Origin of the sequence: Actinosynnema sp. NPDC023794 (assembly GCF_040639675.1) — a bacterium.
In the GTDB taxonomy this organism is placed as follows: domain Bacteria; phylum Actinomycetota; class Actinomycetes; order Mycobacteriales; family Pseudonocardiaceae; genus Actinosynnema; species Actinosynnema luteola.
This window is the reverse complement of sequence record NZ_JBFAFR010000002.1, coordinates 591080-614830: the sequence shown is the minus strand read 5'-3', so window position 1 is coordinate 614830 and position 23751 is coordinate 591080. Positions and strand designations below refer to the sequence as shown.

Genomic DNA, 23751 nt, shown 5'->3' with positions numbered 1-23751 from the left:
CCAGACCATCGCGCATTTGTTTCGCCTATGTGTCAGCCCTGTTCCAACGCCGCTACTCCGAAGCCCTCCGAAAACCTTTTGCACCAGATCACGACGCTGCGGACCGTGCTCAGGTCGATCTCGGCCGGCACCTCGTAGACCTGGTTGCCGCGATTGGCCTTGAGTTTGCCGAGGTTCGTGAAACCGGAGTCGAACGCGGCCTCGGGCGAGTCCGCGGGCTTGTCCGACAGGTACACGTAGAGGTCCGGGCCGTCGCTGGTGTCGAGCGCCTCGAACTGCACGGCGTGCTTGCCGTCCGGCAACCGGACCAACGTCGCGCTCCCGGTCGTCGTGTAGTCGAGGGAGCGGAACGGCCCGGAGGCCAGCGCGACCGGGCCCGCGGGCGGTGCGGGCGTCGTGGTCACCGGAGCCGTCGTCGTAGACCCGACCGTGGACGTCGTGGTCGTCGTCGCGGCCGGCAGCAGCAACGCCTCGTCGGCCGTCCGGTCGGTGAACAGCCGCCACGGCTGGAACAGGTACAGCCCCACCACCAGGGCGACCACCAGCACGCCGGCCACCCCGATCACCACTACCCGCTTGGACATCTCACGCCTTCCGAAGTCGACCCGCCTGCCGGACAACTCTGGCGAACCGGACGCCGGTCGGCGGGCGAAACCCGCTTACGAAGTTCTGACGTCTGCCCGGCCGGCGTTGTTAGGGTCGCCGGGTGGGTGAACGGGCCGGGTTGGCGATCGTGTGCGCGCTCATGGTGGGCTGCGCCGCGTTCGGCCCGTTCCCGCACCCGGTGCCGCTGCTGTTCCTGATCGCCGCGGTCGGGGCCGCCAACGCCGCGTTCCCGTTGATGCGCACGTTCGGGTCCGCGCTGCTCGGCGGGGTCGCGGCGGCGAGCATCGGGCTGGCCTCCGTGCCGTACGTGACCTGCTCCTCGGAGAAGTTCACGGACGTGTTCACCTGCACGGGTGACTCACCGACCTGGCACATGACCGGCGCGGTGCTCGTGGCCGGGCTGTCCGGCGCCGGCCTCGTGCTGGCCCGCGTGCTCGGCACGGCGGTGCTGGAACGCCGGCTCGCGGCCGGGCCGGACCGGGGCGGACGCCGGTGAGCGTGACGTGGCGGCAGGTCGCGGCCTGGCGCACCCGCAGGCACGGCCTCGACGCCCGGCGACCGGCCGAGGAGGCGTCGGCGGTGGTCTCGCGGCTGTGCGGGCTGCACGCCCAGCTCATGTCCTCGGCCGAGGCGACGTTGCGCGCACGCGTCGACGGGCTCGCGGACGACGCCGTCGAACGGGCGCTGTGGACCGACCGCACGCTGGTCAAGACGTGGTCGATGCGCGGCACGCTGCACCTGCTGCCCGCCGCCGAGTACCCGCTGTGGCAGGCCGGGTTCGCCACGTACCGGCACCACCTCAAGCCGGTGTGGCTGCGGAACTTCCACATCACCGCCGAGGAGCTGACCGCGCTGGTGGACGCGGTCGGCGAGGTGCTGGCGGACCGCGTGCTGACCCGCGCCGAACTGGCCGACGAGGTCGCCGCGCGCACGTCCGCGCACATCGGCGAGAAGCTGCGGGAGAGCTGGGGCGCGTACCTCAAGCCCGCGTCGTTCCAGGGCCGGCTCGTGTTCGGGCCCGTGGAGGGCCAGTTCGTCCGGTTCACCGCCCCGCGCACGTGGCTCGGGGTCGACCTGGCGGCGCGGGACGGCGCGGTCGAGGAGATCGCGCTGCGGTTCCTGGCCCAGCAGGGGCCCGCGACCAGGGAGGACTTCGCGCGCTGGTGGGGTGTCGGCCCGGCCGACGGCGGGCGGGTGTTCAAGGCGCTCGGCGACCGCATCGAGCCCGTGGACGTCGAGGGCGCGGCCCATTGGGCGCGGGCGGAGGACGTCGCGAGTCTGCGCGAGGCGGAGCCGGTGAAGACCGTGCGGCTGCTGCCGGCGTTCGACCAGTACGTCGTCGCGGCGACACGCCACGCCACACACCTCCTCGATGGTGGGACGCCCGAAAAGGTGTACCGACCGCAGGGATGGCTGTCCCCGGTACTCATGGTGGACGGGATGCTGGCCGGCGTGTGGTCGCAGGAGCGCAAGGGCGGCCGGGTGGCCGTCACCCTCGAGCCGTTCCGCTCGTTGTCCGCTGCGGCGCGGAAAGCCGTGCTCAACGAGGTGGACCGGATGACCGGTCCGGCCGAGGTGCACTGGGTCGGGTGAGGCCCGCCCGGTGGGCGGTACTGTTCAGCCGCTCACCGTTGCGCCACAAGTGCGTTCTGTTAGGAGGCTTGCTGTGCGGGTGCTGTGGGCCACGTGCGGCTTGGCCGTGGCGGCGTCGGCGCTGACCGGGGTCCTCATCGGGGTGTACCTCGACGGGGTGAACGACGAACAGCAGGCCGACACCCCCGCCTCGACGTGGATCACCGGTCGGCCGTCGACCAGCAGCGTCACCACGCCACCGAGCTCCGTCACCGCGGACGCCATCTCGGCGCCGCCGAGTTCGACCACCACGGTCCGGACCACGACGACGACGACGCCACCGGCCGCGCCGCCGCCACCGCCGGACACCTCGACCGAGGCGCCGACGACCACCACCACGACCACCACGGTGAAGAACACCGAGTGGCCGTGCAGCCCGCTCAACCCGCTGCCGCCGCCGCACTGCGGGGACTGAGCGCGGAGGGGCCATCCCTCACGTCGCCGAAACGCCCGCGTCGCCCCAGCGCAACGTGGGCCGTCCAGCCTGGTCGCATGGACACCACACCGAAGACCTGGCGACTGCGCGTCGAGTTGGACGACAGTCCCGGCGCCCTGGCCCGGGTGACCGTCCGGCTGGCGCACCAGGACTGCAACGTGCTGGCGCTGTCCGTGATCCCGGTGCCCGGCGGCGTGCTGGACGAGCTCGTGGTCCAGGCCGCGCCGGGCCTGCTGCCCGCGGACCTGGTGGACGCGGTGCGCGCCGAGGGCGGCCGGTGCGTCGGCATCACGGCCGCCGACCTGCGCGACCTGGTCGACGCGCCGACGGCCGCGTTGCGCGCCGCCGCCCTCGGGCTGCACGACCCCGACGCCATCGGCGAGGCCCTGCGCATCGTCATGGGCGCCGACTCGGTCGTCATCACCGCCGCCGATCCCGGGGCCACCTCCCCCGCCCACGATGCCCAACACGACCACGACCGCGAGGTCGCGTCGACCGGTCGCGACTCACTTTCCGGCAATCACGTTTTTCGATTGCCGGGAAATCAGGCGCGACCGGTCGACTTCCGGGCGACCGAGCCCGCCGTCTGCGGAGCAGCGGCGATCAAACGCGGCTGGGCGCCGTTCACGCAGGTCGAACTGGCCCGCGGGCAGGCGTTGATCGACCTGCTGTCCACCGCGGGCGCGGCGACGCCCCGGCCGACCGCGCTGCTGACCGAGGACGGCATGGCGCTCGTGCTGCGGCCCGGCCGCGCGGGCGACGAGGAGGCGGTCGCGGAGCTGCACTCCCGCTGCTCGATGGGCACCCTGTTCAACCGCTACCACTCGGGCATGCGGACCGTGCCGAGGCGGTGGCTGCACCGCCTGCTCAGCCCGCCGCGCGGCAGCACCGTGGTGGCGCAGTGCGCGGACCGGGTGGTCGCCATGGGCCAGCTCATCCCGATGTCCACCCCCGCCGGCGCCGAGGTGTCGTTGCTGGTCGAGGACGGGTGGCAGGGTCGCGGCGTGGGCACCGCGCTGCTCGGCTCGCTGGCCGGCACGGCGCGGGCGGCCGGGTACCGGGAGCTGGTCGGCTGGTGCCTGCCCGCCGAGACGGGGCTGGTCCGCACGGCGGCTCGCGCCGGGCTGCCGACCTCGGTGCGCCGCGAGGACGGGTTGCTGCGGGTGTCGATCGCCACCGACGGTCCGGGCGTCACCGGTCCGGGTCGCCTTGAGAGCGCTTCCCGCCAGGTCGCCTCCGGCTAAGCTGGGATTCGTAGGGCGATCGTCGAGGAGTGGTGCTCGTGTCGGTTCAATCGCACTCAGCCGCGCGGCCCACGTTGGAGGACGTGGCGGCCAGGGCCGGCGTCTCCCGTGCGACGGCGTCGCGGGTGCTCAACGCGTCGCCCAGGGTGAGCCCGGAGGCGCACGAGGCGGTCACGGCGGCGGTGATGGAGTTGGGCTACCAGCCGAACCAGGCCGCGCGGGCGCTCGTGACCAGGCGTTCCGGCGCGGTGGCGGTGGTGTTCTCCGAGCCCGAGCCGAAGATCTTCGACGACCCCCACTTCGCGTGGCTGATCCGCTCGGCGGCGCGGTCGCTGGCCGACGCGGACGTGCAGATGGTGCTCATGCTGGTGCACTCGACGCAGGACCAGGCCCGCGCGGAGCGGTTCCTGGCGGGCGGGCACGTGGACGGCGCGTTGTTGTTCGCGCCGCACAAGGGCGACCAACTGCCGACGGTGGCGCGCAAGCTTCCGCTGCCGGTGGTGTACGCGGGCCGGCCGTGGGGCTCGCTGCGCGGGCTGCACACCGTCGACCACGACAACGAGGGCGGCGGCCTGCTCGCCACCGAGCACCTGATCTCGTTGGGGCGCAAGAAGATCGTCTCGGTGACGGGGCCGTTGGACGAGCACTCGGCGATGGACCGGCTGGCCGGGTGGCGCACGGCGGTCGGCGCGGACGACGAGACCACGGCGTTGATGACGGCGGACGGCGGCTTCTCCCGCGAGGGCGGCAAGAAGGCGATGGAGGCGTTGCTGGCGCGGGTTCCGGACCTGGACGCGGTGTTCGTGGCGTCGGACCACATGGCGGCCGGCGTGCTGGACGCGTTGCGCGAGGCGGGCAAGCGGGTGCCGGAGGACGTCGCCATCGTGGGGTTCGACGACCACCCGATGATCGCGCCGCACACCACGCCTTCGTTGACCAGCGTGCGACAGGACACCAGCGCGCAGGTCCGCCACATGGTGACCCACCTGCTGCGGCTGCTGCGCGGCGAGACGATCCGCGCGCGGCGCGAGGTCCTGCCGACGATGCTGGTCCGCCGCGAGTCCGCGTAGTCCGCCCGGTTCGCGCGGTCGGCGCAGTGGGCGCCGTCCACCCGGTCGACGCGATACGGGCGATCCGCGGCCCGAGCGCCGGGCGGGGGCCGCCGCGGCGACATGCGGCCCCCGACCGACAGGTCAGGGCAGGTCGTGCCCGGCGGCCGGGACGGCGTTGGCGCCGATCACCCCGGCCAGCGTCCTGCCGCTCCGCTTCACCGTGCGCACCTGGGTGTCGTAGTCCACGTGCACGATGCCGAACCGCTGGCTGTACCCCTCCGCCCACTCGAAGTTGTCGAGCAGCGACCACGCGAAGTACCCGCGCACGTCGACGCCCGCCTCGATGGCCCGGTGTATCGCGCGCAGGTGGTCGACCAGGTACCGGGTGCGCTCCTCGTCCACCACCTCGCCGTCCTCGACCACGTCCGGGAACGCCGAGCCGTTCTCCGTGATGTACAGCGGCAGGCCGACGTCGCGCTGGAGGCGTTCCAGCAGCGCGGTGAGGCCACTGGCGTCGACCTCCCAGCCCATCCCGGTCAGCTCGCCGCGCGGCGGCAGCAGCTCCACGCCCCGCAGGCCCGGGAACGGCCCGTCGGTCACCACGAGCGGGTCTGCCGCGGCGGAGACGCGGGTCGGGCTGTAGTAGTTCACGCCCATCCAGTCGATCGGCGAGGCGATCACGTCCAGGTCGCCGTCGCGCACCACGGCGGTCCAGTCGCCCAGCCACGCGGTGTCCTCGACGACGTCCCGCGGGTAGCCGCGACCGCCCAGCGGGTCGAGGAACAGGCGGTTCTGCAGGCCGTCGACCTTGCGCGCCGCGTCCAGCTGCGAGTCGTCCTCCACCGTCAGCGCGCAGAAGTTCAGCACGATGGAGAGCTCGTGGTCGTCCGGCGCCTGGTCCCGCATCACCTGCACGGCCAGGCCGTGCCCGAGCAGGAGGTGGTGCGCGGCCTCCAGCGACGCCTTCGGGTCGACCACACCGGGCGCGTGGATGCCGTTGGCGTAGCCGAGGAACGCCGAGCACCACGGCTCGTTCAACGTGGTCCACTGCCGCACCCGGTCGCCCAGGTGCCCGTGCGCCAGCGCCGCGTACTCGGCGAACCGGTAGGCGGTGTCGCGGTTGCGCCAACCGCCGTCGTCCTCCAACGCCTGCGGCAGGTCCCAGTGGTACAGCGTGACCACCGGCTCGATCCCGCGGCCCAGCAGCTCGTCCACCAGCCGGTCGTAGAACGCCAGTCCCCGCGGCTCGACGCGGCCCGCGCCGACCGGCTGGATGCGCGGCCACGCCAGCGAGAACCGGTACGCGCCCAGACCCAGCTCCGCCATCAGCTCCACGTCGGACGGGTAGCGGTGGTAGTGGTCGCACGCCGGTTCGCCGGTGTGGCCGCCGAGCACCGCGCCCGGCTTGGCCGCGAACGCGTCCCAGATGGACGGACCACGCCCGTCCACCGTGGTCGCACCCTCGATCTGGAAGGACGCCGTCGCCGCTCCCCACCGGAAATCCGGCGGGAAGCGCAGCACGTCCCGCCGGACCCCGGTGTCCGGGTCCGTTGTCGTCATCTCCGAGTTCACCCCTTCACAGCGCCCTGCATGATCCCGCCGACGATCTGCCGCGCCAGCAGGATGAAGATCCCCACCACCGGCAGCACCGCGAGCGACGCGCCGGAGAGCATGAGCGAGTAGTCCGTGTAATAGCCGCTGGCCAGGGTCGACAATGCCACCTGGACCGTGGGGCTGTCATTGGGGTCCAGCACGATCAGCGGCCAGAAGAAGTCGTTCCACGCGGTCATGAACGTGAACATGCCCATCACGGCCGCCTGCGGGCGCACCGCCGGGAACGCCACGTGCCAGAACGTCTTCAGCACCGAGCAGCCGTCCACCCGCGCCGCCTCGATCAGCTCGTGCGGCACGGACTCCTCGCACGCCTGCCGCATCCAGAACACCGAGAACGCGCCGATCAGCGCGGGCACGATCACCGCTTGCAGCGTGCCGTACCAGTCGAGGTCCGACATCAGCATGTACAGCGGGATGACGCCCAGCTGCGTCGGCACCATCGACGTGCCGACCACGACGAGGAACAGCGAGTTGCCGCCGCGGAACCGCAACCGGGCGAACGCGAACCCGGCCAGCGTGCCCAGCACGACGTTGCTGATCGCCACCGTGCCCGCGACCACCAGCGAGTTCTGCATGGCGAGCCAGAAGTCGACGGTGTCGAACACCCTGGTCAGGTTGTCGAACAGGTTCCCGCCGGGCACCAGCGACGGCACCGCGTCGCCCAGCGCGGAGTTGTCCTTGCTGGCGATGAGGAACGAGTAGTACAGCGGGAACACCGACGCGAGCAGGACCACCACCAGCAACGCGTACGCGATCGGGCCCGAGCGCGTGAAGCGCTTCGCGTTCACCGGCCTCACCCCTTCGACGCGATGCGCCGCGCCACCGCGAAGTTGACGATCGCGACCACGAGGATCACCAGGAACAGCACCCACGCGATGGCCGAGGAGTAGCCCGCGTCGAACAACCGGAAGCCCTTCTCGTACAGGTACATCACCAGGGTCTGGAACTGCCGGTCGTCGCCGCCGGTGCCGGTGGCCGTGCCGCCCGGGTCGAACAGCTGCGGCTCCACGAACAGCTGCATGCCGCCGATGGTCGAGACGATGACGGTGAACAGGATCGTCGGCCGGATGCTCGGCACGGTGATCGACCAGAACACCCGCCGGCGGGACGCGCCGTCCAGCATCGCCGACTCGTACATGTCCTTGGGCACGGACTGCATCGCGGCCAGGTAGATCAGCGCGTTGTAGCCCGTCCAGCGCCACATCACCATCGAGCTGATCGCCAGGTGCGACGCCCACGTCTCGGCGCGCCAGTCCACCGGGTCGATGCCGACGAAGCCCAGCAGGGCGTTGACGATGCCGAAGTCGCGGCCGAACAGCTGCGCGAACACCAGCGCCACCGCCGCCACCGAGATCACGTTCGGCAGCAGCACGCCCGCGCGCCAGAACGCCCGGCCGCGCAGGCCGCGGTCCAGCAGGGCGGCCAGGCCGAGCGCGGCGAACAGCTGCGGGATCGTGGAGAGCAGGAACAGGCTGACCGTGTTGCCCAGCGCGTTCCAGAACTTCTCGTCGGACAGCAGTTCGGTGTAGTTGGCCAGGCCGGTGAAGCCCTGGTCGCCGTCGATGAGCTGCCAGTCGTGCAGCGACACCCACGCGGTGTACAGCAGCGGGTAGAGGCCGAAGACGCCGAACACCACGAAGAACGGCGCGATGATGACGTACGGCGTGTACTTCGTGTCGAGCCGGCCCAGCTTGTCCCGCCACGACAGGCGCTGCGCCGACGGCGGGACGGGCCCCGAGCCCCGCCCCGCCGTCGCCCGTTCCGGTGCGACCGTCACTTGACGGCGTCCCGCGCTTCCTGGACGGCCTGGTCGAACGCGTCCGAGGTGGACTGCTTGCCGGTCTCCACGCGCGACAGGGCGTTGCCGAAGACCGGGGTCACCTTGGAGTCCTTGGTGCCGCGGTAGGTGGGCTTGAGGCTCTCGGCCGAGTTGCCGAAGATCCGGCCGACGGGCGCGGCGTTGAAGTACTCGTTGGTCGTCGCGGTGACCTCCGGGTCCTGGTACGCGGCGGGCTCGCTGGGCAGGTTGCCGGTCTCCTTGAAGATCCGCTTCTGCTGCTCGGGCGCGGTCAGCCACTTCGCCAGCTCGTAGGCTTCCTTCGGGTGCTTGGTCTGCTTGGGCACAGCCAGGAACGAGCCGCCCCAGTTGCCGCCGCCACCGGGCGCCGCGGCCACGTCCCACTTGCCCGACGCCTCGTCGCCGGCGCCGGCCTTGATCAGCGCGAGCGCCCAGGCGGGGCAGGTGGTGGTGGCGAAGGACGCCTGCTTGAGCGCGACGTTCCAGTCCTGGCTGAACGGGGCCAGCGCGCCGGTCTGCTTCTTCTCGCCGAGGCTCGCGGCGAGCGTGAAGGCCTGCTTCACCTTGTCGTTCTTGTCGCCGATGAACGAGTCGTCGGCCTTGGCGAAGTACCCCTCCTCGGTCTGGTCGAGGATCGCCTTGTAGACGTTCTGCGCCGTGTCGACGAACTTCTTGTCCGGCAGCTTCTGGGAGAAGGTGTCCGCGACCTCCAGGTACTCCTCCCAGGTCGGCCACAACGTGCCGACCTGCTCGCGGTCGGTCGGCAGGCCGGCGGCCTCGAACAGGTCACGCCGGTAGCACAGGGCGAGGCTGCCCATGTCGGTGCCGAGGCCGAGCACGAAGTTCCCGCCGTCGGCGGTGCCCTGGTTCCACTTCCAGGCCGCCCACTGGCTCTCGAGCTCCTTGGCGCCGTGGTCCGCGAGGTTGACGAACTTGTCCTTGGACTGGCGGAACTGGGTGATGTTGCCTTCCTCGATGGCCACGAGGTCGGCGGCGCCCCGGCCACCCGCGAGCTGCGTGGCGAGCTGCGTGTGGTGCTGCTCCATCTTGACCGTGCGCTGCTCGATCTCGATGTTCGGGTGCGCGGCCTGGTACTCCTCGATCAGGTTGGTGTAGCCGAAGTCGGAGAAGACCCCGATCGACAACTTGATCTTGCCGTCGCCCGCGTCACCTCCCCCGCCACCGCACGCGGCCACCAGGGTGGCGGCCAACGCCACCGCGGTGACCGACGTCGTCCGACCGGCCAGAGTCCTGCTCATCCGTCCTCCTCGACGCGCTCGCCGGGTTCGGAACCGGCGTCATGAGAGCGCTCTCACAGTCGTGAGTCACGGTCCGGGGTGTCAACCCGGGACGTACCGGTCGACACCGTTCCGCAACATTCTGAAGCGCTCTCGTGCGCCGATCGTGACGGTCGCGCACGTTCCGTGAGCCCGGCGGCAGCGGTGGGGAAGCCGGGTGGCCCGGCCCTCGCCCGGGCCACCCCGCACCCTGTTAGAGGCCGTTCACGGCCGGATGTGACGCGCGCTCGCGAGAAATCCTGTGACCCGCGTCGCACTGCCGGGTCGACCTCGGTCGCACTCCGGTCAGGGCATCGAGCAGGGGCGTGCCGCCAGGCGTCGCACACCGCATGACCAGGTGGTTCCCGTGGGCGACGGAGTTCGTGCGAGTGGACCACCAAGGACCGGCTGCTCGTCACCGCGCGGGTGCCGGCGGCGTTCGGGCTCCGCCTGCTACTGCCAACCGACGGCGCGAGCCGCGACGCCCGGCCGGACGCGGTGGACCGGCGGGCGACGCGGCTGCTCCCGCTCGCGGCGTGGGACCCGGTGGCCCGCTCCTCCCCCGAAGAAGAGCGGGCCACCGGGTCCTCTCACGCCTCGGCCATCCCCGCGACGACCGAGGTCCTGGCGGCACGCCGGGCGGGCAGCGCGGCGGCCACGATCGCGGCCACCACGGCGCCGGCGAGCATCACGCCGATCTGGCCGAACGGCACCACGAGGTCGACCGAGATGGTGTCGGTGGACAACGCGCCGGTGATCACCCAGCCGAAGCCGATGCCGAGCAGCAACCCGATCGCCGCGCCCATCAACGCCATCAGCACCGACTCGACCACCAGCATCAGCCGCAGCTGGCCGCGCGTCAGCCCCAACGCCCGCAGCAACGCCGACTCGCGCGTGCGCTCCAGCACCGACAGCGTCAACGTGTTGGCGATGCCGAACAACGCGATCACCACGGCCAACCCGATCAACGCCCAGATGAACGCCAGCACCTGGTTGAGCTGCTGGTTCAGCTGTTCCTTGGTCTCCGCCGCGCTGTCCAGGACCGCCAGCGGCGAGGGGTCGGTGACCTTCTCGACCGCCGCGCGCCCGTTGGCCACGCCGTCCTCGAGCTTGACCAGGATGCTGTCGTAGCCCTCGGCGGCCTGCTCGAACCGCATCGACGTCTCGATCGTCATGATCCCGTCGGACAGCCGCTGGCCCTCGACCACCGCGACGACCTCGAGCTGCTGGGACGCGCCCCTGCCCGTCTCGACCGTCACCATCTGGCCGACCGCCACGCCCTGGCGCTTGGCGTACTCCGCGTTCACCGCGACCGTGCCGTCACCGAGGTCGTCGAGCGACCCGCTGGTCACCGTCGGCCGGAACAGCGTGCCGAGCGCGTCGCGCGGGATGCCGGTGAAGTACTCGCGCTCCCCGTAGACGACGGTGGTCGGCGCGACCTGCGCCACCTCCGGCACGGCCGCCAGCTGCTCGGCCAGCTCCCTGGGCAGCGGCCGGTCGTGGACGGCGGACGTCACCGTGTAGTCGGCGGGCATCCGCTCGTCGATCTCGGCGTTCGCGGTCTCCTTGGCGCTGTTGGCGACCACGGTCACCAGCGACACGATCGTCACGCCGATCATCAGCGCCGCGGTGGTCGCGGCGGTGCGCTTGGGGTTGCGGCCCGCGTTGGCCGAGGCGAGCTTGGCCGGCACGCCGAGCAACGCCCGCGGCACCGCGCCGAGCACCCGGTTGACCGGGCCGACCAGCAGCGGACCCAGCACGAGCACCGCGGCCAGCAACGCCATCGTGCCCGCGCCGCTGGTGAGCATGGCCGCTTCCTCGTCCTCCAAGCCCATGCCGAACACCACCGCGCCGACGCCGATCACCCCGAACAGCACGGCGGTCAGCACGCGCACCACACCGGTGCGGGAGACCTCCTCGCCGCTGTCGGGCTGGCTGCGCAGCGCGGCCACCGGCGCGACCCTGGTCGCCTTGCGGGCGGGCAGCACCGCGGCGAGCACGGTCACCAGCGTGCCGACCGCGAACGCGGCGAGCACGGTCGTCAGCGTCACGGGCAGCAGCACCGTGCCCTCGCCGCCGCTGAACGAGAACATCACCCGTTGCAGCAGGGCGGACACGCCGATGCCGCCGAGCAGGCCGATCACCGACGCCGTCAGGCCCATCGCCAGCGCCTCGGCCAGCACGCCCCGGAACACCTGGCCCCGACTCGCGCCCACGCAGCGCATCAGCGCGAGCTCGCGGGTGCGCTGGGCAACCAGGATGGTGAACGTGTTGTAGATGACCATGGCCGCCACGACGAGCGCGATGATCGCGAACGCCAGCAGCAGCGTGGTGAACTCGCCCGACCGGGACTCGACCCGTTCCAGCGTCTCCTTCGTCAGCTCCTCGCCGCTCTGGACCTTGAACCCGGTGCCACCGATGGCCTTGCGGACGTTGTCCACCACCTGCTGCTGCGTGAAACCGGCCGCGGCGGTGGCGACCACCTGGTACGGCGGACGTTCCGGCTCCAGCGCCTGGAACGCGTCCGGCGTCAGCCCGACGTGGTCGTAGCCCGCCAGCGACAGCTGGTTCGTGCCCTGCTGGTACGTGCCGACGAGCGTGTAGCTGTGCCGCGCGTCCTCCTTGCCCAGCAACACGACCGGCTGCCCGATCGTCAGCTTGGCGGTGGTGGCGGTGCGCTGGTCGACCGCGATCTCGTCGGCCTCGGTCGGGTAACGACCGTCGACCAGGTCGAACTCGCGCAGCTTCTCGTTGCTCGCCAGCGGAACGGCCCACGCGGGCTTCGCCTTGCCGTTGGCCGCGACCAGCGGCACCTGCTGGAAGTCGCGCGGGTCGGCGCCCGCGACGCCCGGCGCCTGCCGGATCTTCGCCAACGTCTCCGCGGTGATGCCCGGGACCTCGGTGGACGAGTCGCCGGACGACGCGCTGCCGTCCACGGTGACGGAGACGTCGACGTTGCGCGCGTCCTTGGCGAACTCGTCGCGCAGGCTCGCGTTCATGGCGTCGCCGAGCACCAGCGTGCCGGTCACGAAGGCGACGCCGAGGGCGATCGCCACCGAGGACAGCACGAGTCGCGCGGTGCGGGCCTTGAGGCCCGCGATGATCGTGCGCAGCATCTGCTCACGCACCCAGGTGCTTGAGGGCGGACAGCACGGAGTCTGCGGTCGGGTTGTCGATCTCGCCGGCGAGGTGGCCGTCGGCCATCAGCACCACGCGGTCGGCGTAGGACGCGGCGACCGGGTCGTGCGTCACCATGATCACGGTCTGGCCGAGCTTGCGCACGGACATGCGCAGGAAGTCGAGCACCTCGGCGCCGGAGCGCGAGTCGAGGTTGCCGGTCGGCTCGTCGGCGAACACCACGTCGGGCCGGGCGACCAGGGCACGGGCGCAGGCCACGCGCTGCTGCTGGCCGCCGGACAGCTCGGTCGGCTTGTGCTTGAGCCGGTCGCGCAGGCCGAGCACGTCCACGATGGTGTCGAACCACTCGCGGTCGGGCTTGCGGCCCGCCAGTTCGAGGCCGAGCAGGATGTTGGCCTCGGCGGTGAGCGTGGGCAGCAGGTTGAACGCCTGGAAGACGAACCCGACCCGGTCGCGGCGCAGCCTGGTCAGCTCCTTGTCGCCCAGAGAGGTGATCTCCGTGCCGCCGATCGCGACGCTGCCGCCGTCGACGTTGTCAAGGCCTGCCAGGCAGTGCATAAGCGTGGACTTGCCGGACCCGGACGGCCCCATGATGGCGGTGAACCTGCCCGCCGCGAACTCGACGCTGACACCGTCGAGCGCCCGCACGGCGGTGTCGCCCTTGCCGTACACCTTCACCAGGTTCGCGGCGGCTACAGCGGTGCGGGTTCCGACGTCGGACACCAGTGCGGACATGCTCCCTCAATTCCTCGGGTCTGGCTGATGTCGAGAAAGCTAGGGGCCGGACGGGTCGGCAGGCGTCACCTCGGCGGCGGAACCGGAGGTCAACCGGCGGGATGACGGGCACTAGTCCCGAGGTCTGACGGCTCCTGCCCGCCGGGTGGTCCGGGCAGGTCGAGCAGGCCGCGGTCGAACGCGTTGGCCACCGCCTCGGCCCGCCTGCTCGCGCCGAGCTTGGACATGATCCGGCTCAGGTGCACGCTGACCGTCTTCTCCGAGATGTAGAGCTCCTCGCCGACCTGGCGGTTGGTGCGGCCGAGCGCCACCAGCTCCAGCACGGACCGCTCACGCGGCGTGAACGGGTCGACCCGGTCGCGCGGGTCGACGTCGCGCAACGCCACCCGGGCCCGCCGGGCGACCAGGTCGAGCGCCTCGCGCAGCGGCGCCGCGCCCAGCTCGTCGGCCACCGCGCTGGCCAGCCGCAACTGGGCCGCGGCCTCGTCGCGCCGGTCCGCGCCCAGCAGCGCCTCGGCCAACCGCCACCGGCACACGGCCTGCTCGAACACCGACCCGAAGCCGAAGCCGTCGACCGCGCCGCGCCACAGGTCCGGGTCGCCCGCGCCGGTCAACCGCGACTCCTCGGCCGCGGCCCGCACCAGCCACGCCCGCCCCTCCGGGCCGAGCTCGCCCGAGCGGGGGCTGCCCAGCTCGGCCGTCGTGCGCGCGTACTCGGCCAGCTCCCGGCCGGCCAGCACGGCCTGCTCCTCGGCCGCGTGCTCCTTGCGCCGCCGTGCCCGCGCGGCGATCTCCACGTGCCCCGCCACGCCCAGGGCGGCCAGCCGGATCCCGGCCAGCATCCACTCGCCCTCCTTGCGCGACCAGCTGATCGCGTCGGCGACCCGGTCCACGGCCAGCTCCGGCCGGCCGCGCCACAACGCCAGCTCCGCACCCGTGCCACCGGTGATCAGCGCGATCTGCAGGTCGCGGTGCCAGTCCTGGCGCAGCTCCCGGATCATCCGCTCGGCCTGCTCGAACTCGCCCCGGCTGACCGCCACGTGCGTGCCCGCCGCGGCCAGCCGCGCCGACACCGTGCTGGAGACCCGCAGGCCGGGTGGTTCGGCCGCGGTCGCCGCGCCGTCCCACTCGCCGCGGTAGTACCTGGTCAGCACCTGGAGGATGCGCAGCTCCAGGCCGAACGAGCTCCACGTGAGGCCGGTCGCCTTGGCCCGCGCCACGCCCTCGTCGAACACCCGCCCGGCCTCGTCCAGCTCGCCGAGGTCGTAGTGGTGCAGGCCGAGGAAGTACCGGGCCCGCAGCTCGGTGCTGACCGCGTCCGCCCGCATCGCGCACTCCACCGCGGCCGTCAGGTGCTCGTGCGCCCGCGACACCTGGCCCTCGGGCTCGTCGAGCAGGCCCAACGTGGTCAACGCGTCCGCCACGGCCGACTCCGCGCACGCCGTGCGGCCGTCCGCCACCGCCATCTCGGCGCGCTGACGTGCCTCGACGTACTTGCGGTCGTGCCGCAGGCTCGCGGCCCACACCGCCAGCACCCACGCGCGGGCCGGGCTCGCGGGCCGGTCCCGGACCAGCCGCCACGCCTCCTCCACCGCGTGGTACTTCTCGTCCTCGGTGCCGTCGAGCACCTGCAACGCCTGCGCGAAGCGCCGCCACATGACGGCGGCCTCCTCGGGGTCCGACTCGTCGATGACGGTGGTGCCGGTGCGGGCGAACGCGATGGCCCGCTCGGGCTGGCCGGCCGTGCCCGCCGCCCACGACGCGCTGCGCAGCAGCGACAGCTCGGTCAGGCCCGGTGGCCGCTGGTCGGCGGGCACCGCGTGCCACAGCTTCAGCGCCTGCTCCAGGTGCCTCAGCGACTCGGCAGGCGCGCCGGCGGCCCGCGCCTCCTGCCCCGCGTCGACCGACGCCCGCAGCGCGCGGGGCAGGTCGTGGGCCTCCAGGCTGTGGTGGGCCAGCGCCGCGGCGGCGCCGCGGTCGTCGGACGACGCGAGCCGGTCCGCGTAGGCGGAGTGCAGCCGCACGCGTTCGCCGGGCAGCAGGTCGTGGTAGACGGCCTCGCGCAGCAGGGCGTGCCGGAACGTGTACACCTCGGCGCCGTCGACCACCAGCACGTGGTGCTGCACGGCCTCGCGCAGCACGCCGTCCAGGCCGACCTCGTCCATCCCGGCCACGTCGCGCAGCAGGTCGTGGCGCACGGACCGGCCGCCGACCGACGCCACGCGCACCAGGCGCTGCGCGTCCGGCGACAGGCCCTCGATGCGGGCCAGGAGCACCTCGGCCAGCGTCCACGGCACCTCGCGGTCACCGCAGCAGGCGACCGCGATCAGCTCCTCGGCGAAGAACGGGTTGCCGTCCGAGCGCTCGGCGACCTCGAGCACCACGTCGTCGGGCAGGTCGTCGGCCAGCGCGGCGACGAACGAGCGCGCGTCGATCGCGCTCAACGGGGTCAGGTCGAGCCGCTGCACGGCGGGCAGCCGCACCAGCTCGTTGAGCAGGGGGCGGAGCGGGTGGCTGCGGTGCAGGTCGTCGGACCGGTAGGTGCCGACGATGAGCAGCCGCTGCGCGCGCAACCGGGAGAACAGGAACGACAGCAGGTAGCGGGTGGAGGCGTCGGCCCAGTGCAGGTCCTCGAGCACGAGCAGCACGGGCCGCTCCTCGGCCAGCTCGCCGAGCAGGCCGTGCACCGCGTCGAACAGCTGGAGCTGGCCGACGTCCTGCTCGGGACGGCGCCCGACCAGGTGCGACGGCAGGCCGGACACCGACGTGCCGCCGTCGTGGCCGACGGGCAGCGCGAGCTCCGGCAGCAGCAGGCCGAGCGCGGGCCGGGCCGCGACGTCGAGCAGACCGGCCTGCCGCACCTGCCCCAACGCCTCGGTGAAGGGGAGGTACGGCAGACCGGTCTCGCCGACGTCGAGGCAGCGGCCGTTGAGCACGAGCGCGTCGCCCGCCGTGGCGGCCAGCTCGTCCACCAGCCGGGTCTTGCCGACGCCCGCGTCGCCGGCGAGGAGGATCGCACCCGCCTCGCCGCGCGCGGCGTCGTCGAGGGCCGCGCGCAGCCTGGTCATCTCCCGGCTACGCGCCACCAAGGGGATTCCGGAACCGATGCGTGCCACACCAGGCATGCTGTCACACCTCAGGCGGCGTCGCGGTGGCCATTTCCGGTGCCTGGCACGTCCGGGCCGGCATCGTGGCCGAGCCGCCGCCACCACGACCGCTTCGCCGGGTGGGTCTGCCGGCCGACGCGGTAGTCCGCCGCGTCCGCGCGCAGTGCGGCCTGCCGGTAGTCGATCTCCGCCTTCAAGGACTCGGGCGTCCACTCCATGACTCGCTCCTCGTGTCGTTTCGCTTCTCTCTGGTGACACGAAGAGTCGTCCTGAGGCGCGGGTGCGGGCATCGGGCGTTCACGTGGGTTGCGGCGTTGGTCCCCTTACCCGCCGCCGTAAGGGGTGACAGACGGCGGGTAAGGGATGCCTCAGCGGCGCGTCAGACCAGGTCGGACACCCCTCAGCAGGCGCCTTGGTCGCGCCAGACGCCCCACTCGCCGGTGGTGCCCGGCTCCTCGCCCTGCGTCCACCACTTGGCCTGCCAGCGCTTGCCCCGGTGGGAGACCTCGTTGCCGCCGTTGTAGACCTTGGCGCGGTCCCAAGCGGGCACGGTGCAGCTGGGCTGGTCGGTCGTGGTGGTGGTGGTGGTCGTGCTGGTCGGGTCCGGGCCGCCTGCGCGCGGGTGGTCGGAGGCGATGGCGTAGGACCGGCCGCCGAACGTGAGCTTGACGTTCGACGGCGACGCGATCGGCAGCTGGTAGCTCAGCGCGACGTCCACCGACGCGCCGGGCGCGAGCGGCTGCCAGGTGGGCAACGTCAGCTCGACGTGCTGGAAGTCGCCCTTCAGGCCGCCGACGTTGCTGCCGGAGTGCCCCTTGGCGGTGACCCGCAGCCCGAAGCCGGACTGGTCGGCCATGCTGCCCGGCGCGCTGGTGCCGTAGTCGAACTCGATCTTCGTGCCGCCCGGGAGGGTGGTGGTCGAGCGGTTGGACAGCGTCAGCTTGGGCGTGATCGGGTAGTTGCTGTCGCCGAGCGCGAACCCGGAGACGGTGGCGCTCACGTCCAGCACCTGGCCCGGCGTGGCGCCGGCGGCCTTCCGCGCGCCGTACGGCGCCGCGCCGCGCAACCCCTCGTTGATCTTGGTGAGCAGGGTGTCGCCGACCGTGTACTGCCCCTTGGCGCTGTCGAAGCGGTAGTCGCCCGCCAGCTCCCAGATCATGATGCCGCCGATGCCCTTGTCCGCCACGTACTTCGCCTTGGCCGCGATGGACTGCTCGTCCTCAGTGGACAGGAAGACCTTCTTGTCCGCGTTCCACAGCCACGGCGAGGTGAGCGTGCTGTCGTAGAACCGGTGGTAGGAGCCGGAGATCCGGTCGGTCGGGTCGTTGGCCGGGTCCAAGCCGTGCTGGGCCAGGTAGTCCGGCGTGATCTCGTTCTCGAGGTTCTTGGCGTGCCACATGGGGTTCACGCCGGACGGCACCTCCGCGCCGCCCGCGGTGGAGTCGTGCCACAGGTTGTCGATGCCGACCGCGCCGTTGCCGCACGGCGTGGTCGAGCCGACGTCGGAGCCCGTGCCGGGTGGGCACTTGGCCTGGTCCGGCAACGCCGCCCGGCCCCACAGCCCGTTCGTGCCGCCGGTGACGCCCTGCCAGCCGCGGCTGTAGAACGGGACGCCGATGTTGATCCGACCGGCCTGCATCGCGCCGCGGTAGTAGTGGTAGGCCCAGTCGGTGTTCAGGTAGCCCATGCCCTCGTACTGCGGCGCGGTGTAGACGCCGCCGGCGGCCAGCTCGCCGTCCTTGCCGTCGTCGTAGAGCGCGGCGTTCGGGCCGACGAAGTGGTTCCACGACCCGTGCAGGTCGTAGCTCATCACGTTCAGGTAGTCGAGGTAGCGGGTGACCTGGTAGGCCTCCTGGCCGCGCAGCAGCCAGCCGGACGCGGGCACGGCGGCGGTGAGCAGGTAGTGCTTGCCGTCCTGCGCCGAGGCGCGGTCCAGCTTCTCCCGCAGCGTCTTCATGATCTTCTCGTAGCCGGCCCACAGCGTGCCCCGGTTGGCGTTGGAGATCCAGAAGTCGTCCGGGTTGCCCGCGTGGTTGTTCGAGGTGGCGTACTCGTAGTCGATGTCGACGCCGTTGAACCCGTACTTCCGGATGAAGTCGACGGCCGAGTCGGCGAACGCGTCCACAGTGGACTGGGGCTGCGCGCCGAGCTTGTAGAACCCGCCGGAGGCGTTGCGCGTGCCGTCCGGGTCGAGGAAGCCGCCGGTCTCCGCCCAGCCGCCGACCGAGATCAGCGTCTTCACGTTCGGGTGCTGCTTCTTGTGCTTGGCGAGCAGGTTGAAGTGGCCCTTGTACGGCAGGGACGGGTCGAGCTCGACACCCGGCCAGGTCATGCCGGTGGAGGCGTTGTCCGGGCCGTCGGGGCCGACCGAGACCCGGTTCTGCGCGTCGACGTGCGCGAACGCGTAGTTGAGGTGCGTGACCTTGGTCCACGGGATGTCGGACGCGAGGTAGGCGGGCGTGCCGTTGCGGCCCGTGCGCCAACTGGTGAAGTAGCCGATGACGCGGCGGGAGTGGGCGGCTCCCAACGACTCCCGACCTTCGGTGTCGTAGACGGAGCAGTAGGGCACGGCGACGCCGGGGGTCTGGTAGAGGCCGTCGGGACGGCACTCCTCCCCCGCCGCGGCGGCACTGGGCGGTGTCGGGGACACGACGGCGACGACGAGTCCGACCACCGCGGCGAACAACGCCACGAGCGGCGACAACCTGGTTCTCTTGGGCACGACCGGCACCTCCTGCACGAGGCGGCGGCCACGACGCAGCCACTGAACCGTAAATAGGTCTAGACCTCTGTGTCAATAGGTCCAGACCACCAGGGGGTGACCCGATCCGACCACCCACCGTGAGGCGCGATCCCCCGATCCCGCTCTCGTCGAGTGACACACCCTCGGACGAGGGGCGTTCCGCCTCCGGGCCGGATGCGCGTGGGACCTTGGCCCTCACCCGATCACGCGCGGGGCCGCACCTCGCCGCCGTCACCGTCGGAGGTCACCGATGCCCTACTCGCTCACGCCGGCTCTCCTCGAGCTGAGCATCACCGACGTGTTCGACTACCAGTACCCGGAGTTCGTCACCGCCAACGGCCTCACCGGGGGTGGCGGCTACGAGAACTGGGCGCTCGTCACCTACCTGCTCTACCTGCGCTACCGCCACGGGCAGTTCGACTACCAGCGCGAGTACCCCGCGGGCGCGAAGGGGGGAAGGCGGGTGCGGGTGGACCTCGCGTTCAACCCGAACATGGTCACCGCCGGCACGCCGCTCATCCTGACCGAGTGGAAGTGCAACCCGGACCGCACCGACCTGGAGACCGGCTGCACCCAGGACGTCCAGAAGTTCGTCGACATCCTCGAGTACTACGGCCCGCGGAAGATCTACCCGCTCCCGCTCGTCTTCGGCATCGGACCGGACGGTCCACCGCTCGCCAAGGGGTTCACCACTTACAGTTTCGGCGACGGCCTGGCCCTCTACACGTCCGGTCCGGGGACCTGGAGCACCCTCGGCCTCCTCGGCTACACGTGGTACGAGCACCAGCCGCTCCCCGAGCAGGCCGTGCCGGACAGCGCCCCGGCCGACCGGGCGCCGATCACGGACCACCCGAGCCGACCGCGGGCACCGCTGCCCCGTCGCGCGGAGGAGGACCTGGCCGAACCGGTCTGAACGCCCCGGTCGACGCGGACGCGGTCAGACGGAGGTGGTGGCGCGGGCGCGCGCCAGGCGTTCCCGCACCTGGTCGGACTCCGGGGCGCCGAGCTCGGTGAACAGCGCCAGCGCCCGCTGCCAGTGCGCCACCGCGCCGGGCAGGCCCTGCCGGTCGAACACCGTGGCCAGCCGGTCGTGCGCCATCGCCTGGTGGTACGGGCTCGCCGCGGCCGACGCGACCGACAGCGCCGTGCGCGCCGACGTGACGGCCTCGCCGCCCTCGCCCGACTCCAGCAGCACCGTCGCGAGGTCGGTGTGGCAGGTCGACTCACCGCACTGCTCGCCGACCTCGCGGTACATCGTCACCGCCGCCCGCAGCCACGTCTTGGCCTCGTCGTAGCGGCGTGACGCCAGGTGCAGCAGCCCGAGGTTGTGGTGCGCGTTCGCCTCCGCCCACCGCGACCCGGCCGCCCGGCTGACCTCCAGCGCCTCCCGGTAGGAGGCCTCCGACTCGTCGACCCGACCCAGGAACGCGAGCATGTCCGCGACCGCCGTCAGAGCTCTGGCCTGCGCGTTCACGTCGCCGGACGCCCGCGCCACCTCCAACGCCTCGCGATGCCGGTCCAGCGACTCGTCCATCCGCTGGAACTGGGCCAGCGCGATGCCCAGGTTGAACAGCATCACGAACCTCGCCTCGGGGTCGCCGAGGGTGGTGGCCGCCTCCAGCGCGGCCTCCGTGGTGCGCAGCCACGTGGTCCGGTCCGCGCGCAGCCAGAGGAACCGCGACAGCGTGTACGGCAGCTGCCAGGCGTGCACCAGCCACCCCGGGTCCGAGCCGGGCGCGGCGGCCAGCTCGGCGGCGGCGACGATGTTGCCCTGCTCGGCGTCCAGCCAGGCGCTCGCCTCCGCCGAGCCGTGCAGCTTCGGCACCTCCAGCGGCACGTGCTCGGGCGCCACCCGCACGCTGCTGCCGCGCGTCACCGGCAGCCGCCCGTCGGCCAGGTCCGCGCAGTGCAGGTAGAAGTCGAGCATCCGGCTGGTCGCCTCGTGCCGCACGGGCGCGGGCAGTTCGGCGGCCAGCGTCCGCATGTAGACGCGCACCAGGTCGTGCGCCCCGTAACGGCCGGGTTCGTTGACCGACAGCAGGTTCGCCGCCGTCAACGCGTCCAGCGCGCGCTGCGCGTCGCCGAACCGCACCTGCGCCATGGCGGCCACCACGAACGCCGTGACGTCCGGGCCGGGGTGCAGGCCGAGCAGCGCCAGCAACCGCGCGGGCAGCGGCGGCAGCGCCCGGCGTGACGCGTCCAGCGCCGCGCGCACCGTGGAGTCCTCGTCCTCCAGGCCGAGGGCGGCCAGCCTGCCGTGCTCGTCGTCCAGCTCGGCGACGAGTTCGGCCACGCGCAACGTCGGCGCGACGGCGAGGCGGGCGGCGGCGATCCGCAGCGCCAGCGGCAGCCCGTCGCACAGCACGGCCAACCTGCGCAGCGCCGCTGCCTCCGTGGCGTCCCGGCCGGCGACCCGGCTGACCACGGCCACCGACGCGTCCGGGTCCAGCATGTCCAGCTCGACCAACCGCGCCTCGGCGTGCGCGACCAGCCCGACCAACCGCCGGCGGGACGTGACCAGCACGCACGACGGCGGTCCTGGCAGCAGCGGCAGCAGCTCGGTCGAGCCGCGCGCGTTGTCCAGCATCACCACCATGCGCCGGTCCGCGATGAGCGTGCGGAACAGCGCCGACCGCTCCTCGACCGTGACCGGGATGTCGGGCGACGGCACGCCCAGCGTGCGCAGGAACCGGCTCAGCACCTCGCCCGCGCCCAGCGGCTCCTGGTTCGGGTCGTAGCCGTGCAGGTCGACGTACAGCTGGCCGTCCGGGAAGTCCTCGCGCACGCGTTGCGCCCAGTGCAGGGCGAGCGCGGTCTTGCCCACGCCGGCGGGGCCCGTGACGACGAGGACCAGCCCGCCCTCCGGGTAGGAGGCCAGCAGGCCGTCCAGGCGCTTGAGCTCGTCGTCGCGGCCGATCAGGGACGCCGAGACGCGCGGCAGCTGCGCGGGCGTGATGGCGGGCGAGGACTCGGCGGCCGGCCGCACCGCCATCGGCCGGGTCGGGAGGTCGGGCTCGGGGTTCTCCCCCGCCAGCACGGTCTGCTGGAGCTTGCGCAGCTCCGGGCCCGGCTCGACGCCGAGCTCCTCGACCAGCACCCGGCGTGCCTCGCGGTAGACGGCCAGCGCCTCGGCCTGCCGCCCGGCCTGGCACAGGGCGCGCATCAGCAGGCCGTGCCCGCGTTCCCGAAGGGGGTGCTCGCCGACCAACGTGGTCAGGGACGGCACCAGCTCCGCGCCGCGGCCGATCTGCAGCAGCAGCTCGGCCCGCTCCTCCAGCACCGCGAGCCGGCGTTCGACCAGCCGGCCGCGCTCGACCTCGGCGAACAGGCCCGCGACACCGCCGAGCGGCTCGCCGCGCCACAGGCCGAGCGCCTCGTCCAGGGCGGTGGCCGCCGCGATCAGGTCGCCGGACGCGCGCAGCCGAGCCGCGGACACCACGCCGCGCTCGAACTCGTCCAGGTCGACCTGCTGGGGGTCCACCCGGAGCAGGTAGCCGTCGCCGACCGAGGTCAGCAGCTCGGCCGGGGCACGGCGGGCGCGGCTGGGCTCCAGCGCGCGGCGCAGCCCGGCCACGTAGGTCTGCACCAGGTTGACCGCGCTGGTCGGCGTGTTGTCGCCCCAGACGGCCTCGATGATCTGGTCGCGGCTGACCGGCGCGTTGCGGGCCAGCAGCAGCACCGCCAGCACGGCACGCTGCTTGGCGGCGCCGAGGTCGACCTCCCCGCCACCGCGCACCGCCCGGAGCAGGCCGAGCACCTCGAACCGCAAGCGCTCGCCGCCGCCGTCTGCCACCGACCGATCCTTCGCCGACACGTTGAGACCCAGACCGAGCCTAGGAGATCACTTCAGTCCGGCTCCAGTCGTCCTGTAGCCGCATTCTTACGCTAAGCGTGTCCGATCAACCACACAGGGCGAACCCCGGTGAGCGAGGTTGGACCAGACAGCGGAACATCCGCTGCTCTCCCTGAACGACGAGGGCAGGCCGGCGTGCAAGGGGCATCCAGCCCGCGGCGGCGGAACGCCGGCCCGCCCTCGTCCCCTTCTCCACCCGGAGACGGGTCATCCGGTAGGGGATGGCCCATCTCCATTGCCCTCCCCCCAGTCGAAGGGGCCGTGCCCGGGACCGAACCCCCGGACACGGCCCCTTCGGCGTTGCGCGCTGACGTCGGCTCGGTTGCCTGGCGACGCACCACCTCCGGCGCCCCCTCACAGGCAGACGGCGGCGCCGTGGTCGGGGCTCCCGGGGAGATCGCCGCCTTTCCGGCACCGGACGATCCAGCACCTCCTCGCCGCGGTGCCCGCACACCCCTCCGCGGGCTTCCGCCGAGCCGGCGACGGACGCGTCGCCCGGTCACCGGCCCGGTGAGG

The 23751-nt window shown here is 72.4% G+C and carries 17 protein-coding genes; 6 read left to right on the top strand and 11 right to left on the bottom strand.

The genetic code is table 11. The features are described 5' to 3' along the window. Window positions 1-32: 32 nt before the first annotated feature. On the bottom strand, window positions 33-584 hold the full coding sequence (locus tag AB0H12_RS07475) for a DM13 domain-containing protein (RefSeq protein ID WP_499621530.1): 552 nt from the start codon (window positions 582-584) through the stop codon (window positions 33-35). 122 nt (window positions 585-706) lie between these two features. Between AB0H12_RS07475 and AB0H12_RS07470 the strand changes: the two genes are divergently transcribed. The 5 genes from AB0H12_RS07470 to AB0H12_RS07450 all read left to right on the top strand — a co-directional run bounded on the left by AB0H12_RS07470 (window position 707) and on the right by AB0H12_RS07450 (window position 4988). Next, a complete protein-coding gene (locus tag AB0H12_RS07470; protein WP_499621528.1) occupies window positions 707-1102 on the top strand; it encodes a hypothetical protein in 396 nt (131 codons plus the stop codon). After that, a complete protein-coding gene (locus AB0H12_RS07465; protein ID WP_499621526.1) occupies window positions 1099-2199 on the top strand; it encodes a winged helix DNA-binding domain-containing protein in 1101 nt (366 codons plus the stop codon). Before AB0H12_RS07470 ends, AB0H12_RS07465 begins: the two co-directional genes overlap by 4 nt. A gap of 73 nt (window positions 2200-2272) precedes the next feature. Next, window positions 2273-2653, top strand: a complete 381-nt coding sequence (locus AB0H12_RS07460; protein ID WP_499621525.1) for a hypothetical protein — start codon at window positions 2273-2275, stop codon at window positions 2651-2653. A gap of 77 nt (window positions 2654-2730) precedes the next feature. Further along, window positions 2731-3918: a GNAT family N-acetyltransferase gene (locus AB0H12_RS07455; protein WP_499621523.1), complete on the top strand. Its 1188-nt coding sequence runs from the start codon at window positions 2731-2733 to the stop codon at window positions 3916-3918. A gap of 38 nt (window positions 3919-3956) precedes the next feature. Further along, window positions 3957-4988: a LacI family DNA-binding transcriptional regulator gene (locus tag AB0H12_RS07450; RefSeq protein WP_499621522.1), complete on the top strand. Its 1032-nt coding sequence runs from the start codon at window positions 3957-3959 to the stop codon at window positions 4986-4988. Window positions 4989-5111: 123 nt separating this feature from the next. Here AB0H12_RS07450 and AB0H12_RS07445 read toward each other — a convergent pair whose 3' ends face one another. From AB0H12_RS07445 to AB0H12_RS07405, 9 genes are all read right to left on the bottom strand, one after another. Beyond that, window positions 5112-6530, bottom strand: a complete 1419-nt coding sequence (locus AB0H12_RS07445) for a GH1 family beta-glucosidase (protein WP_499621521.1) — start codon at window positions 6528-6530, stop codon at window positions 5112-5114. Window positions 6531-6538: 8 nt separating this feature from the next. After that, on the bottom strand, window positions 6539-7372 hold the full coding sequence (locus AB0H12_RS07440; RefSeq protein ID WP_499621520.1) for a carbohydrate ABC transporter permease: 834 nt from the start codon (window positions 7370-7372) through the stop codon (window positions 6539-6541). A 5-nt stretch (window positions 7373-7377) separates the two neighbouring features. Beyond that, entirely contained in the window at window positions 7378-8292 is a 915-nt protein-coding gene (locus AB0H12_RS07435; protein WP_499621793.1) for a carbohydrate ABC transporter permease, read from the bottom strand. A 65-nt stretch (window positions 8293-8357) separates the two neighbouring features. Beyond that, complete coding sequence (locus tag AB0H12_RS07430; RefSeq protein ID WP_499621519.1) at window positions 8358-9641, bottom strand: extracellular solute-binding protein; 1284 nt, start codon at window positions 9639-9641, stop codon at window positions 8358-8360. A 608-nt stretch (window positions 9642-10249) separates the two neighbouring features. Beyond that, entirely contained in the window at window positions 10250-12787 is a 2538-nt protein-coding gene (locus tag AB0H12_RS07425) for an ABC transporter permease (protein WP_499621517.1), read from the bottom strand. Next, entirely contained in the window at window positions 12780-13532 is a 753-nt protein-coding gene (locus AB0H12_RS07420; protein WP_499621516.1) for an ABC transporter ATP-binding protein, read from the bottom strand. Before AB0H12_RS07420 ends, AB0H12_RS07425 begins: the two co-directional genes overlap by 8 nt. Window positions 13533-13621: 89 nt before the next feature. Next, on the bottom strand, window positions 13622-16657 hold the full coding sequence (locus AB0H12_RS07415; protein WP_499621514.1) for a helix-turn-helix transcriptional regulator: 3036 nt from the start codon (window positions 16655-16657) through the stop codon (window positions 13622-13624). A gap of 11 nt (window positions 16658-16668) precedes the next feature. Then, the gene (locus AB0H12_RS07410) at window positions 16669-16857 is read right to left on the bottom strand and encodes a hypothetical protein (protein ID WP_499621512.1); all 189 of its coding nucleotides are present in this window, start codon (window positions 16855-16857) and stop codon (window positions 16669-16671) included. A gap of 182 nt (window positions 16858-17039) precedes the next feature. Further along, window positions 17040-19361, bottom strand: coding sequence for a chitinase C-terminal domain-containing protein (locus tag AB0H12_RS07405; protein WP_499621511.1), 2322 nt, complete (start codon window positions 19359-19361; stop codon window positions 17040-17042). A 271-nt stretch (window positions 19362-19632) separates the two neighbouring features. On the opposite strand from AB0H12_RS07405, the gene AB0H12_RS07400 reads away from it, so the two are divergent. Next, window positions 19633-20295: a hypothetical protein gene (locus AB0H12_RS07400; RefSeq protein ID WP_499621509.1), complete on the top strand. Its 663-nt coding sequence runs from the start codon at window positions 19633-19635 to the stop codon at window positions 20293-20295. Window positions 20296-20319: 24 nt separating this feature from the next. Here AB0H12_RS07400 and AB0H12_RS07395 read toward each other — a convergent pair whose 3' ends face one another. Continuing rightward, window positions 20320-23175, bottom strand: coding sequence for an AfsR/SARP family transcriptional regulator (locus AB0H12_RS07395; protein ID WP_499621508.1), 2856 nt, complete (start codon window positions 23173-23175; stop codon window positions 20320-20322). Between the last annotated feature and the right edge of the window lie 576 nt (window positions 23176-23751).